13 protein-coding genes are annotated in these 14,622 nt (G+C 61.1%); all 13 read right to left on the reverse strand.

All coding sequences use genetic code 11. The features are described 5' to 3' along the window. Nucleotides 1-110: 110 nt before the first annotated feature. The gene (locus ACUVTU_RS12050; protein WP_445890207.1) at nt 111-1,016 is read right to left on the reverse strand and encodes an ATP-binding protein; all 906 of its coding nucleotides are present in this window, start codon (nt 1,014-1,016) and stop codon (nt 111-113) included. Then, entirely contained in the window at nt 988-1,890 is a 903-nt protein-coding gene (locus ACUVTU_RS12055) for a nucleotide-binding protein (RefSeq protein ID WP_445890208.1), read from the reverse strand. The genes ACUVTU_RS12050 and ACUVTU_RS12055 overlap by 29 nt, the downstream gene beginning before the upstream one ends. Nucleotides 1,891-1,949: 59 nt before the next feature. Beyond that, nucleotides 1,950-2,324: a NifB/NifX family molybdenum-iron cluster-binding protein gene (locus ACUVTU_RS12060; protein ID WP_018085353.1), complete on the reverse strand. Its 375-nt coding sequence runs from the start codon at nt 2,322-2,324 to the stop codon at nt 1,950-1,952. A gap of 1 nt (nt 2,325) precedes the next feature. Beyond that, on the reverse strand, nt 2,326-2,730 hold the full coding sequence (locus tag ACUVTU_RS12065) for a hypothetical protein (protein WP_445890209.1): 405 nt from the start codon (nt 2,728-2,730) through the stop codon (nt 2,326-2,328). A 208-nt stretch (nt 2,731-2,938) separates the two neighbouring features. Next, nucleotides 2,939-5,680 carry a formate dehydrogenase subunit alpha gene (gene fdhF / locus ACUVTU_RS12070; protein WP_445890210.1) on the reverse strand — a complete coding sequence of 914 codons (2,742 nt, stop codon included), beginning with the start codon at nt 5,678-5,680 and terminating at the stop codon, nt 2,939-2,941. 35 nt (nt 5,681-5,715) lie between these two features. Further along, complete coding sequence (locus tag ACUVTU_RS12075) at nt 5,716-6,642, reverse strand: 2Fe-2S iron-sulfur cluster-binding protein (protein ID WP_445890211.1); 927 nt, start codon at nt 6,640-6,642, stop codon at nt 5,716-5,718. A gap of 18 nt (nt 6,643-6,660) precedes the next feature. Continuing rightward, nucleotides 6,661-8,613 carry an NADH-quinone oxidoreductase subunit NuoF gene (gene nuoF / locus ACUVTU_RS12080; protein WP_445890212.1) on the reverse strand — a complete coding sequence of 651 codons (1,953 nt, stop codon included), beginning with the start codon at nt 8,611-8,613 and terminating at the stop codon, nt 6,661-6,663. Nucleotides 8,614-8,635: 22 nt separating this feature from the next. Then, complete coding sequence (gene nuoE / locus ACUVTU_RS12085) at nt 8,636-9,121, reverse strand: NADH-quinone oxidoreductase subunit NuoE (RefSeq protein ID WP_445890213.1); 486 nt, start codon at nt 9,119-9,121, stop codon at nt 8,636-8,638. Between the two features lie 37 nt (nt 9,122-9,158). Then, on the reverse strand, nt 9,159-9,782 hold the full coding sequence (locus ACUVTU_RS12090) for a 5-formyltetrahydrofolate cyclo-ligase (RefSeq protein ID WP_445890214.1): 624 nt from the start codon (nt 9,780-9,782) through the stop codon (nt 9,159-9,161). Nucleotides 9,783-10,014: 232 nt separating this feature from the next. Beyond that, nucleotides 10,015-10,446, reverse strand: a complete 432-nt coding sequence (locus tag ACUVTU_RS12095) for an ACT domain-containing protein (RefSeq protein WP_445890215.1) — start codon at nt 10,444-10,446, stop codon at nt 10,015-10,017. 38 nt (nt 10,447-10,484) lie between these two features. Continuing rightward, complete coding sequence (locus tag ACUVTU_RS12100) at nt 10,485-11,783, reverse strand: phenylacetate--CoA ligase family protein (protein WP_445890216.1); 1,299 nt, start codon at nt 11,781-11,783, stop codon at nt 10,485-10,487. A 53-nt stretch (nt 11,784-11,836) separates the two neighbouring features. Next, complete coding sequence (locus tag ACUVTU_RS12105) at nt 11,837-13,183, reverse strand: DUF512 domain-containing protein (RefSeq protein WP_445890217.1); 1,347 nt, start codon at nt 13,181-13,183, stop codon at nt 11,837-11,839. Between the two features lie 248 nt (nt 13,184-13,431). After that, complete coding sequence (gene tsaD, locus ACUVTU_RS12110; protein ID WP_445890218.1) at nt 13,432-14,484, reverse strand: tRNA (adenosine(37)-N6)-threonylcarbamoyltransferase complex transferase subunit TsaD; 1,053 nt, start codon at nt 14,482-14,484, stop codon at nt 13,432-13,434. Between the last annotated feature and the right edge of the window lie 138 nt (nt 14,485-14,622).

A 14,622-nucleotide genomic window follows, 5' to 3' on the forward strand; every position in this document is an offset into this window, starting at 1 on the left:
TTAAATATCGCAGAATATCAAGGGTTTTTAAAAATTTATTTCACGGATTCAGGAATAATTTTACCACATTCCCGGACTTTTGTAAAGGATCATCTGCGACCAGCCAGGTATTACATGGTTTGAGCAAGTTCGGCCGCATTTTCATTTACGGCCCGGCCATGCTCCAACAGTTGCTGTAGCTCCTGCCACACCTGGCGGGTAGCCCGGCTGGCCGGCGCATCCGAGGCAGCGAGATAACATTGCCCCTGCTGCAGACACCGAAAGACCGTGCTGTCAAAGGGAATGCGCCCCAATAGAGGCACCTGGCGGCCGGCACATAATTGTTCTATTTCCCGCGTGCGCTGTACAGCTATATCCCATTTATTTATCACCACGGCGGCCGGCACCCGGAAATGTTGCAGCACCTGCAAAAGGCGCTGCAAGTCATGCACACCGGCGGCGCTGGGTTCGGCCACCAGCACGGCCAGGTCACAGTCGGGCAGACAGGAAAGCACGGGACAGCCAATGCCGGGCGGCCCGTCTGTTATGATCAGAGACAGGTTTTCCGCCCGGGCCACGGCCCGCGCCCGGCGGCGCACCTCGGCCACCAATTTGCCTGAGTTCTCCGCCCCGGCCACCAGTGCAGCGTGTACCATGGGACCGGCCACAGTGGTCGAGATATACACCTCTCCCACCTGACGGGGCCGGCGCTCAATGGCACCGCCGGGGCAGATGTAGGCGCACACGCCACAGCCCTCACATTTTTCCTGACGCACGCTAAAATCCACAATGGCCTGGAAGCGGCAAAAATCGGCGCATTGACCACATTGCCCGCAACGATCCCGGTCAATGTAGGCCACGGGCAGGCCGTAAAAGGGGTAGGCTTCACTCACCCGCGGTCGCAGCACCAGGTGCAAATTGGCCGCATCCACATCGGCGTCGGCCAGCACTTTTCCCTCCGCCAGATTAGCCAGGGCGGCGCTAAAGCTGGTTTTGCCCGTACCGCCCTTACCGCTCAGCACCACAATTTCCCGCACTGCCCTCACCTCCCCTGCCGGCCACTATTTCCCGGATGCGCTGCAGCCAATCCAGAAAGAGGGGCCGCCACCGGGGCATCACTTCCACGGCACACAGGCCGGCGGCATAACCTTCCGCCACCCGCCGCTCCCAGGGCAGCCGTCCCAGCAGGGGCAGACCGCTCTGCCGGCAGAAATCTTCAATAATACCGTCATCACCGCTGGAGCGGTTGATCACCACACCGGCCGGCAACCCCATTTGCCGCACCATTGCGGCCGCCAGTTCCAGGTCGTGCCGGCCAAAGGGCGTGGGCTCGGTCACCAGCAAAACAAAATCCGCCCTTTCCACGGTTCTGACCACCGGGCAGGAAGTACCCGGCGGCGCATCCAGGATATTTATGCCCGGCCCCAGGCCCCGCTTTTCCAGGGCCTCGATCAAAGGTGGACTGGCTGCCACACCGGGATCCAGGCGCCCCTGCCAGAACTCCATATGGCCCAAATGACCGGTTTCCACCACGCCAATGCCGCGTTTGCCCACCCGGATGGCTTTTTGTGGACAGAGCGTCCAGCAGCCGGCACAGGAATGACACAGGTTGGCAAACACCAGCGGCGCACCGGGCAAAATGGCCAGGGCATTAAAGGCGCAAATTTGCGCGCAGTAGCCGCAGTAATCGCACTTTTCCTGGTCAATCTCGGGCACTTCCACATGAATTATCTCTTTCCTCTCCAATGTGGCGGGCAAAAAAATATGCCCGTTGGGCTCTTCCACATCACAGTCCAGGTAAGCCACCCGTTCATATTGCGCACTGGCCACCCGGGCCAGACTGGTGGCCAGGCTGGTCTTGCCCGTGCCCCCCTTGCCGCTGGCCACGGCAACGGTTAAACTCTCCCCCACTTTATCCACCGCCCTGTTCATATTACCTGTACACGGGTATGCTTCCTTTGGATAACCTTCTACACCCGGGCGGCCAAACCGTGGTGCGGCGCCGCGTTGGGAGCGGTCAGACGGGTTAAACGGTTCGCCTGGTAAAGGCGCAGGCTGTTTTCCACCGTGCCCTCTATGCCCGTGTAGACCTGCACGCCCGCCGCGTCCAGCACGCGCATGGCGTTGGGACCCACATGCCCGGCCAGGAGCACCTGCACGCCCTGCCCGACTAAAAAGCGGGCCGTCTCAATCCCGGCTCCCCCGCCCGAGTTACATCCCGGCGCGGGCAGGGTCTGCCAGTTTTTTTGCTCGCTGTCGTAGACCAGCAGATACTGGCAGCGCCCAAAACGGCTGTCAATCATGGCGCCAGGTGTGCTTCCCTGACTGCAAACCGCAATTTTCATCCTACCAGCACCTGCCTCCCCGGCCGTAGCCCCGACCCGCACCGGCAGCACCACAAAACCACTGTCTGCCCCTACCTGCAGCATAATTACCGCCGCCCGCAAAGCGACCACCCCGGGCCACCTCCGCCTGCCGGTATCCCCGGCCGTCAACGGAGCTGGCGGATTGCTCCCTGGCCGGAGAGGCCAACTGCCCGGTTTCACCGGGCGGCTGCTGCTCCGCCCGTTCTGGCTGAGCTTCCCTGTCGACAATGCTGCCGGCCCTCCGGTATCCCGCCATCCGGCCGCCCCGCTCGCAGCGCTGAACCGGCCCGCCGCACTGGTCGCAGCGCACCTGCCAGCCCTTCACCCCGTTGCAGCGGGGCTGTGTGACCACGTGACCGCAGTGTAAACATACAAACTGGCGCATAGCAAACCCTCCTGAAATTTATTGACATTTGTTACTTATAGTTTAGCAACATATTTGTCATATGTCAATAATACAGCAGGGCAATCTCCATAAAATTTTAAACCCCCGTTCATAAACGAACGGGGGTAAATCTACTTTTGTAACCCCTACTTGTTCCAAGCCCTGGTTTTATGCCAGGGACACTGTGAACATAGCAGGGTCTTTTCCATCAAGCCCGGGCCGCGCAGCCGCAGCTGCAGCCGCCGCTGAAAGCGCTGCCGCCCGCTTTTTCCAGGCGCACGGCGCACACCTTGAGCTCGGGGATTTGGGCAATGGCATCGCGGGCCGGGTTGGTCAGCTTGTTTATAGCCACTTCCGGGAAGTGGAAGGAGGTGAAGACCAGGCCGGGCGGCACGCGGTCGGTCAGGCAGGCAGCTACCTCCACGCTGCCCCGCCGTGAAGTAACCCGCAGCAGGTCGCCGTCGGCAATACCCAGGGCCGCCGCGTCCTGCGGGTTGACCTCCAGATACTCCCGGCCGTAGTACACTTCCAGGGCCCCGGTGCGCAGAGTCATGGTACCGGTGTGGTAGTGGTAATAGCGCCGGCCCGTGCTGAGCACAAAGGGATAATCGGCATCGGGCTGCTCATGGGGCGGCACGTACTCCACGGCGTGGAATTTGCCCTTGCCCCGGGCGAACTGCCCCACATGCAGCACGGGCGTACCGGGATGGTCGGGGGCCGGGCAGGGCCACTGCAGGCCGCCCTGCTCCAGGCGCTCGTAGCTGATCCCGCCGTAGGAGGGCGTCAGTCCGGCAATCTCGGCCATAATTTCGGCCGGTGAGCTGTAGCGCCAGGGGTGGCCCAGGGCCGCGGCCACCCGGCAGATGATCTGCCAGTCGGGCAGGGCATGGCCCACAGGCTGGATAGCCCGGCGCACCCGCTGCACCCGCCGCTCGGTGTTGGTGAAAGTGCCGTCCTTTTCGGCAAAACTGGCCGCCGGCAGCACCACATGGGCCAGCTGCGCGGTCTCGGTGAGGAAGATGTCCTGCACCACCAGAAAGTCCAGTTTTTCCAGAGCGTGGGCCACATGGCCGGCATCGGCGTCGGAAAGAAGCGGGTTTTCACCCATGATGTACATGGCCTTAATCTGGCCGTGGGCGGCCGCTTCCATCATTTCGCCCACCGTCAGGCCGGGCTTTTCCGGCAGGGAAGCCACGCCCCAGGCCCGGGCGAATTTTTCCCGCACTTCGGGCAGGGTCACACTCTGGTAACCGGTCAGCACTCCGGGCAGACCGCCCATGTCGCAGGCTCCCTGCACGTTGTTCTGGCCGCGCAGCGGGTTGACGCCGCTGTAGGGCTTGCCAATCTGGCCGCAGAGCAGGGCCAGGTTGGCCACGGCAAAGACGTTGTGCGTGCCGCAGATGTGCTGCGTGACACCCATGGTGTAGAGAATGGTGGAGTTGGGCGCCGTGGCATACTCCCGGGCCACCGCGCGGAGGACTTCCGCGGGCACGCCGGTGACCTGAGCGGCGTACTCGGGCGTGTAGCGGGCCACAGTCTGTTTGAAGGCCTCGTAGTCCTCGGTGCGCCCGGCAATGAACTCCTTGTTTTCCAGCCCTTCCTCGATGATCACCTGGGCCAGGCTGTTGAGCAGGGCAATATCACTGCCCGGCTTGATTTGCAGATGGTAGTGGGCCAGTTCGGCCAGCGCCGTGCGCCGCGGATCGGCTACGGCCAGCCGGGCTCCCCGGCGCAGGGCCTGCTTAACCCGCAGGGCAATCACCGGGTGGGTCTCGGTGGTGTTGGTGCCGATGGCCAGGATGAAATCGGCCCCGGCAATGTCGGCTATGGGGTTGGTCATCGCCCCGCTGCCCAATGCAGTCGCCAGACCGGCGACAGTGGGGGCGTGTCAGAGGCGGGCGCAGTGATCGATATTGTTGGTACCGAGCACCGCGCGGGCAAATTTGCTTAAAAGATAGTTTTCCTCATTGGTACAGCGGGCCGAGGCCAGCACGCCCAGGCTGTCGCTGCCGTACTGCTCCTTGATGTGGCCCAGCTTTTCCGCCACCAGGCCGATGGCTTCCTCCCAGCTGGCGGGCACAAACCGCCCGTCTTTTTTAATCAAGGGCTGGGTGAGGCGGTCGGGATGGTGAATAAAGCCGTAACCAAAGCGTCCCTTCACACACAGGGCCCGGCCGTTCACATCGCCATCGCAGGAGGTGACGCCCACCACCCGGCCGTCCTTGACATTGAGGTCGAAATTGCAGCCCGTACCGCAGTAGGGGCAGGTGGTGCGCACCTTCTGGACTTCCCAGGCGCGGGCTCTGGACCGCAGGTCTTTTTCCTGCAGCGCCCCCACCGGGCAAACCGCCACACAGTTACCGCAGAATACGCACTCCTGCGAACCGGCCAGGGAGACATCGCCGAAAGCGCCCACTTTGGTGTTAAAGCCGCGGTTGATGAAATCCACCACATTGTTGCCCTGGATTTCCGCGCAGGCCCGCACGCACTTGCCGCACAGGATGCACTTGTTCATATCCCGCACAATGAAGGGGTTGTCGTCCTCCAGCGGGTATTCATGCCGCTGCCCTTTGAAAGGCCCGCCGTCGCGCACTCCATACAGATAGGCGTAGTCCTGCAGGCGGCAATCACCGTTCCGGCCGCAGGTCAGGCAGTCTTCCGGGTGATTGGCCAGCAAAAGCTCAATAATTGTGCGCCGTGCCTCTATTACCTGCGGGCTCTCGGTTTCCACCACCATACCTTCACTTACGGCTGTAGCGCAGGCCGGCAGCAGGTTGCGCGCCCCTTTTACTTCCACCACGCAGATGCGGCAGGAGCCCACACTGGTCAGCTCGGGATCGTGGCACAGAGTGGGGATGAAAATGCCCAGCCCGGCGGCAGCCTGCAGAATGGTGCTGCCCGGCGGCACGCTCACCGGCCGGCCGTTAATGGTTAAATTTACATCGGCCAACTCTCTCAAAACCTCCCTTCAACCCCACATCTCTTTCAGTCTTGCTTCTGCGCTGCAATTTTTTCCAGGATACCTTCCAGACCCAGCGCCTCGGCCCAGCTCACCGGCTGAAAGACGCCGTCTTTCTTCAATTGGGGCGGCTGCGGATTTTCCACATACAGGAGTTCCAGACCCAAACGCCCCTTCAGGCACAGGGGACGCCCCTGCCCTGGCGCGGTGGTAACCACGCCCACCACTTTACCATCCTTATAAAGCAGATTGAACTGGCAGCCGGCCTCACAAAAGGTACAGGTGACGGGCTTTTTCTGCAACTCCCAGGTCCGCCCCACACCTTGCAGGCGCTTGTAGCTGAGCGCTCCCACGGGACACACGGAGACGCAGCGCCCGCAGTATACACAGTCCGATTCACCCAGGGGTGTGTCCATGGGTGCGGCAATCTTGGTGTTAAATCCCCGGTAGGCGTAATCTATAACGGCCCTCCCCGGCACTTGAGCACAGGTGCGCACACACTTGCCGCAGAGAATGCACTTGTTCATATCACGGATGATGTAGGGGTTATCATCTTCCAGCGGGTACTCATGCCGGGCCCCGCTGAAGCTGCTGGACTTGACGCCGTAGCGGAAGCAGTAGTCCTGCAGGCGGCAATCGCCATTCTTTTCACAGGTCAGGCAGTCCAGGGGGTGGTTGGCCAGGATCAGTTCCAGAATGGTCCGGCGGGCTTCCACCACGGCCGGGCTTTCGGTGTACACCCGCATGCCCGGCGCCACCTCGGTCACACAGGAGGCCGGCAGGTTGCGCATGCCGGGTATTTCCACCACACAGATGCGGCAGGCACCGAAACCGGTCAGCTGGGGCTCATGGCAAAAGGTGGGAATGAAAAAGCCGGCCTGCCGGGCGGCATCCAGCACGGTGGTGCCGCGGGGCACTTTAACCTCCATATCGTTGATTGTCAGGGTAACCATGGGCTTTCACCTGATTTCTTAAACTTTTTCTATGGCCTCGAACTTGCAGCCCAACACGCAGCTGCCGCACTTGATACACTTGGCCGGGTCAATGATATGCGGCTGTTTTTTCTCGCCGCTGATGGCACCCGCCGGGCAGGTCCTGGCGCACTTGCCGCAGCCTTTGCATTTTTCGGGATTGATCCGGTAGGTGAGCAGCGCCGTGCACACCCCGGCCGGACAGCGCTTGTCCTGAATGTGGGCAATATATTCATCCCGAAAATAGCGCAGGGTGGACAAAATGGGGTTGGGGCAGGTCTGACCCAGACCGCACAGCGCAGTGTTCTTGACCACGCGGGCCAGGCGCTCCAGCGTTTCAATGTCCTCCATTTTGCCTTCGCCGTTACAAATCCGGGTCAGGATCTCCAGCATACGGGTGGTACCTTCCCGGCAGGGCGTGCATTTACCGCAGGACTCAGACTGGGTAAAGGTGAGAAAGAAACGGGCCACATCCACCATGCAGGTGGTCTCGTCCATCACCACCAGGCCGCCCGAGCCCATCATAGCCCCGGCCGCGGTCAGCGAATCGTAATCGACGGGCAGGTCCAGCTGCTCTTCCGGCAGGCAACCGCCCGAAGGCCCACCTATCTGCACGGCCTTGAATTTCTTGCCGCCAATAATGCCGCCACCGATGTCGAAAATGATTTCGCGCATGGTGATGCCCATGGGCACTTCCACCAGGCCGGTGTTGTTGACCTTGCCGGTGAGGGCGAAGATCTTGGTGCCTTTGCTCTTCTCGGTGCCCAGTTCGGCATATTTGGTCCCGCCCTGGCGCAGGATCAAGGGCACATTGGCGTAGGTTTCTACGTTGTTCAGGTTGGTAGGCTTGCCCCACAGACCCTTCTGGGCCGGGAAGGGCGGCCGCACTCTGGGCATGCCGCGGTTGCCTTCAATGGAAGTCAGCAGAGCGGTTTCCTCGCCGCAAACAAAGGCACCTGCACCGGCTTTGATCTTGATGGTAAAATTAAAGCCGCTGTTTAGGATGTTTTGACCCAGCAAACCGCACTCCTCGGCCTGGGCAATGGCAATTTTCAGACGGTGGATGGCCAGCGGGTACTCGGCCCGTACATAAATGTAGCCTTCATCGGCCCCCACCGCATAACCGCAGATGAGCATGCCTTCCAGCACGGCATGCGGGTCGCCTTCCAGCACGCTGCGGTCCATGAAAGCGCCCGGGTCGCCCTCGTCGGCGTTGCAGACCACGTACTTTTTATCGCCCGGCGCCTGGCGGACAAAGCTCCACTTCATACCGGTGGGGAAACCCGCCCCGCCCCGGCCGCGCAGGCCGGAAATCTTCACTTCTTCGATGACCTGTTCGGGAGTCATGTGGAAAAGCGCTTTGTGTAGCCCCAAGTACCCGTCCTGGGCAATGTAGTCGCCGATGTCCTCCGGGTTGATATGCCCGCAGTTATGCAGCACCAACCGCTTCTGGCGGGCGTAAAAGGGCACTTCCTGGTAGGTTTTGGCCAATTCGCCGCTCTGCGGGTCTTTGTAAAGGCGTCCTTCCACCGTCTGGTCGCCCAGCAGGTCTCTTTCCACAATTTCCGGTATATCTTCCTCGGTCACCCGGGTGTAAAACGTGTGTTTTGGCTCAATAATCATCAAGGGACCCTGTTCGCAAAAACCATGACAGCCCGTGATTTTTACCTGCACCCGGCCGGCCAGACCGCGGGCGGCCAGTTCTTCCTGCAGCTTTTGCACCAGGCGCGGCGAACCCGAAGAAGTGCAACCGGTACCGGCACAGATCAAGACTTGTCGATCGCCGGCCTCCGGCGGCAGGTTAATCTGGCCCAGCAGTTTTTGCCGCAGCGCACGGCAGTTTTCATCCTCGTGGCACAGCGGCCCCTGTTTGCGGCACAGCACATAGTCCTTGCAGGGAGTGGCCGGCGTGTGCTGGCATTTATCGCAGCATTTGTCCATGATATTTTGCATGGCTGCCCATCTGCCCCCTCTCCTACTCGTACTTCTGCAACGTGGCCACAGCCTTGTCCGGGGTGAGGCGGCCATGGGTATCGTCATTGACCATCATCACCGGCGCCAGACCACAGGCTCCCAGACAGGCCACGGTTTCCAATGTGTAGCGCAGATCGTCCGTGGTACCGTTTTTGCCCACACCCAGGTTTTTGGAAACCGCTTCAAACACCTTGGCGCCACCCCGCACGTGACAAGCCGTACCCTGGCAAACGCGAATAATGTTGCGACCGCGCGGCTTTAAGTGGAACTGGGCATAAAAAGTGGCTACGCCAAAGGTTTTGCTGAAAGGGATTTTGAGCTCGCGGGAAATATACTGCATGACCTCTTTGGGCAGATAACCGTATATTTCCTGCGCTTCCTGCAGCAACGGGATCAGCGCCCCCTTGGTCTGGCGGTACTTGTCCACGGCCTGCTGCAGCGCTGCCATTCTGGCAGCTTCATCTTTGCCACTGCACTGACAGGACAACTTGTTAACCTCCCCTCAAAACTCTCTCCTGACTACCTCAAGCAAGCCCCCGCCGTGCCCCGGTGAAAATCACCCTTTCCTCGGTAACAATCATGTCCACCGGGCAGTCGTGGGGGCCGGGATAGCAGTGCTCCCGAATCTGCAGTTCGTAGGCCGGCGCCACAAAAACCGTGTCCGGCCGGGTGCGGGGCAAAAAACGGTCATAAAAGCCGCCCCCGTACCCCAGGCGGTTGCCCTTTAGATCATAGGCCACGCCGGGCACAATCACCAAATCCAGCTCTTCCGGTGCCAGATGGCGTCCCCGCTCCGGATCGGGCTCCCGGATGCCCCAGGCCCCCTCCCGCAGATCCTCCGGATACCTTTCCAGAACCACCGGTATGAGTTTCTTTTCACTTATTACCGTAACCGGAGCGGCCACCGTCCTGCCACCGGCCAGGGCCTGGCTGATCAGCAAAGCCGTGGCCACTTCGCCCCGGAAGTCCACATAGGCCATCAGGGTACGCGCCTTTTCCCATGCCGGTAAGGCCATCAGCCGCCGGCAGATGACGGCACTTTTCTGCTGGATGGTCACCTCATCCAGGGCCTGGCGGGCCGCCAGCACATCCCGGCGCAGGTTTTTTTTGGCGGCAGCTGTTTGCTCGGTGTTCTCCTTGCCGGACATCGGGCTCCCACCTTCTCCCCGCCTGCCCGGCTCCCGGCAGTCCATCACCACCGCTGCACCCCGGATAAACCGGGAGGACAGGCGCTATTTGTCTGATAAAATTTAACATTTTTTTAAATCATACTAGAGGATCAATTCAACACCGGGCGGGCAGTTCCTGCCGGGGAAGAAACAATTATATCGAAAAATTAGAAAATGCAAAACCCCGCCGGTGAGTCCGGCAGGGCTATTGTTACAGCGAATATACCTTCTCTTCCGGCACTATGGAAATATTGTGGTTTTGCAAAACCTCAATGGCTTTGTCCAGCTGCTCCACCCGGAAGACCACCAGGGCAGCGTTGGTGGCCTTTTGCACAAAAGCGTACAGGTATTCGATGTTGATCTCGGCCTCCTGCAGCACGGCCAGGGCTTCGGCCAGTCCGCCGGGGCGGTCGGTCACCTCCACGGCCAGCACTTCGGTAATACTGACGGTGAAACCGGCCTCTTTAAGCACCTGGAAGGCCTTGTCCGGGCTATTCACAATCAGGCGCAGGATGCCAAAGTCCGTGGTGTCGGCAATGGAGAGGGCGCGGATATTGATGTCGTGCTGGCCCAGCACTTTGGTCACCCGGGCCAGGCGGCCCGATTTGTTCTCCAGAAAGACCGATATTTGCTTGATTTTCACTTGCCCCACCTCCTGCATTTACTGGTTAAATTATACACCTAAAGCTCGCGCCGGTCCATCACCCGTTTGGCCTTGCCCTCACTGCGGGGGATGGTGCGCGGCTCCACCAGCTTGACGCGGGCATTTATGCCCAGCACACTGGCCAGCCGGCCGCGCAGGCGGTTTTCCAGCCCTTCCAGCTGGCGCACCTGGTCGCTGAACATTTGCTCGGAAAGCTCCACCCACACTTCCAGTTCGTCCAGATTGCCCTTGCGGTCCACCACCAGCAGGTAGTGGGGCTCGGTCTCGCCAAACTCCAGCAGCACGCTCTCCACCTGGGAGGGGAAAACGTTGACGCCGCGCACAATGAGCATGTCGTCGCTGCGCCCGGTCACCCGCCGCATGCGCACAAAGGTGCGGCCGCAGGCGCAGGGGCGGTCGTCCAGCACGGTGATGTCCCGGGTGCGGTAACGAATGATGGGCAGGGCCTGTTTGGTCAGCGAGGTAAAGACCAGCTCGCCCTGGGTGCCATAAGGAAGATTTTCGCCCGTATCGGGGTCGATCACCTCGGCAATGAAATGATCCTCAAAGATGTGCATGCCCTGTTTCTCCCGGCATTCCATGGACACGCCGGGACCCAGCACTTCACTCAAACCGTATATATCCAGGGCCGTAATGTCTAATTTTTCCTCCAGCTGGGCGCGCATGCGCTCCGACCAGGGCTCGGCCCCAAAGATGCCCGCTTTCAGGGGCAACTGCCGGAAGTCCAGGCCGGTCCGCTCGCCCTCCTCGGCCAGATAGAGGGCGTAGGAAGGGGTGCAGGTGAGGATGGTGGTGCCGAAATCCTGCATCAGCATCAGCTGCCGGGCCGTGTTGCCGCCCGAAATGGGCACCACCGTGGCCCCCAGGCGCTCGGCCCCGTAATGCACACCGATACCGCCGGTAAACAGGCCGTAGCCGTAGGCGTTTTGCACCACGTCGTGCCGGGTGGCCCCGGCCATGACCAGGGCCCGGGCCATCAGGTTGGCCCACATGGCAATGTCCTCCTGTGTGTAGCCCACCACGGTGGGCTTGCCCGTGGTGCCGGAGGAGGCGTGCAGGCGCACCACCTCGGAAAGGGGTACGGCAAACAGGCCGAAGGGGTAATTGTCCCGCAAGTCCTGTTTGACGGTAAAGGGCAACTTGCGCAAATCGCCCAGCTCTTTGATGTCGCCCGGCTCAATACCCGCTTCCTGCATCTTGTGCCGGTAAAAGGGCACATTTTCGTACACCCGCCGCACGGTTTCCTGCAGCCGGGCCAGTTGCAGCGCGTACAGCTCGTCTCGGCTCATGGTCTCTTTCTCTTTCTCCCAGTACATGCTCATCCCTTCCTTTGTACTTGCAAACTTGTTGCCCCCGTGTTGTAAAAACCCTATACCAGTTCCACGACCCGGGCGTACTTTCCTGCCAGAGCGCTATATTTTTCCCCCCGCAGGTCCCGCCCCCGCATGTCAAAGGCCCGGCCGGGCAAAAGCAGCAGATCCACCGGCTTAAGCTCCTCCAGCACCTGCACCATGTCGGTTACGGTCAAAAGCCCGGCGCAGGCGATATTGCCGCCGAAAAACCGGTTGGGCACGGCCACCAGCTCCACCCGGGACAAGGGCGGCCCCCAGCGCTGCAGAGCGGCCTTAAGCAACGGGTGGGCCAGCTCTCCGGTGAGAACCCGCACGGTGGACGGGCGGTGGCGTTCAATGACGGCCGCCGCGGCTGCCATTTCGGCGGGCGCCAGATCATAGTCCAGCACCAGTCCCGAAGTAGAGCGAGCTTTTTTCTCCAACCGGACAGTAAAAACACGCTCCCCCCGCCGGCAGGTGAGCAGGGGCCGGGACCAGGCAAAAGCCTGTTCAAAAGCATCCGCCCGGCTGAAAACCGGCCGGCCGCCCACCTCCAGCACCACATCCCCCGCTTTAAGACCAGCCACCTGCGCCGGGGAACCGGGCCGTACACCGGCCAGCTCGGCGGCCAGATCGGTCAGACCAGGCGGCTCCAGGGTGAGGGGCACGGCGCATTCCTGCCGCCATTTTTGCACCAGCTGCTCCAGCTCTGCTCTTTCCGGGCGGGACAGGCGCAAAAAATCGGGCGCCAACCGGGTAAAGCCGGGCACAAACAGGCGGATGCAGGCAGCACCACTGGCTGCCAGGAACCGGAGAGTATCATTTACATCGTCCCAGCCCACCACCCGGGGCAGGGCCACCACACTGCCCTGCCAGAGCACCCCGGCAAGGCTCAGCAACTCACCGGCGGCCAGGGCCACCGCCGCCCGCCCGTCCCGCATCAGCCTTTGCCGCCCGTCCGGTGAGGCGCTGTTCAGCGAGAGGGTAATTTCCAACGGCTGCATCCCGGCTAAAAACCCCACCATCTCCCGGTCCAGCAGCGTGCCGTTGGTGGTGAGCTTGATGGGCAGGCCGGGAAAACGGCGGCGCAGCCGGGTCAGATACGACCGGAACTGCGGGTGGGTGAGCGGCTCGCCTTCCATCAGCCGGGTGACCGATTCGCCAATCACCACCGGCCGGCCGGGATCCAGGCAGTCCAGCATCAAATGAAACTGCTCTTCGCTCACCGGCGGCAAAAAAATGCTTTCCACCCCCGGCGGGTTCTGGTGGTGGCTGCAAAAAAGGCAACGCACATTGCACACCGAAGTGAGGGGCAGGATGTTGTGCCGGCCGGCACAGTGCACCAGATAACTATTTATTTCATATTCCGACAATTTTTGCTGCACAATTTCACCCACAGAGCCAGGGCCGGTGGCCCAGGTTATCTACAGACTTATCCACATTATCCACAACCGGCAGTTCCTGCTGGCTGTGGACATACAGTGCTGGGTTTTAATGTAAATTAATCACCAGTTCCCGTACCGGTGCCCACCCGGAACGACAGGTGCCACAGTTTTCCAGTTTATCCTCCTGCTTAACCCACAGTCATATTATCCACAGCCTGTGGATAAATCTCTGGATAAACCGTAATTTTTCACCGCAGTGCTGTGTATAATTTTTCGGCCTGGTAGGCGTCCTGCCCCGGCTCCAAATAGGGCACGGCATTTACGGTCAGGGGCGCAAAATCGCCCCGCAGATATTTATAGTAGCCGGCGCAGGCCACCATGGCCGCGTTGTCAGTGCACAGCACGGGCGGCGGACAGGCCAGCCGGCAGCCCTGCTGCGCCGCCGCCCGCTCCAGAGCCGAACGCAGGGCGCTGTTGGCCGCTACCCCTCCGGCCAGCAGCACCTGGCGCACACCGCAGCGCCTTACGGCCTGCATGGTCTTTTCCACCAGCACATCCACCACGGCCTGCTGAAAGGAGGCCGCCACGTCGGCTCTGTTCACCTCCACCCCCTGCTGGGCCGCCCGGTGCAGGTAGTTGAGCACGGCCGACTTGAGACCGCTGAAACTGAAGTCCAGGCTGTCCTCCTCCAGAAAAGCCCGGGGAAATTCCACCGCCCGGCTGTCGCCCTGCCGGGCCAGCCGGTCGATCGGCGGCCCGCCCGGATAACCCAGGCCCAGCACCCGGGCCACCTTGTCAAAGGCTTCCCCGGCCGCGTCGTCGCGGGTCTGGCCCAAAAGCTCAAAATCACCCAGCCCCCGCAGCAGGAGCAAATCGGTATGTCCGCCGCTGACCACCAGGCACACGGCCGGCAATTCGGGCAGGGGTTCCACCAGCCAGTTGGCCAGCACATGGGCCTGCATGTGGTTAACCGCCAGCAGGGGAATATCCAGGGCCAGGGCAATGGCCTTGGCTGCCGATAAACCTACCAGCAGGGCGCCCACCAGCCCCGGCCCGCAGGTCACGGCCACACCGGAGAGGTCGAGCCAGCCTATACCGGCTCGCTCTAGAGCCTCCTGCAACACCGGATTGAGCCATTCCAGGTGTTTGCGCGAGGCCACCTCGGGCACCACACCGCCGAACTTGCTGTGCTCGGCCACCTGGGAAGCAATCACGCTGGACAGGATCTGCCGCCCGTCCCGCACCACAGCCGCGGAAGTCTCATCACAGGAAGTTTCTATACCCAGGATATGAACCGCCATAAACCCACCTTCCTTTACTTTCCCCCAAACCGCACCGGTCCGGGGGCGAAGTATCTGTTTAGCCCTTTAACCAAATAAAAATATCCTGAATCCGTGAAATAAATTTTTAAAAACCCTTGATATTCTGCGATATTTAAA

This window comes from Desulfurispora sp., assembly GCF_052744395.1.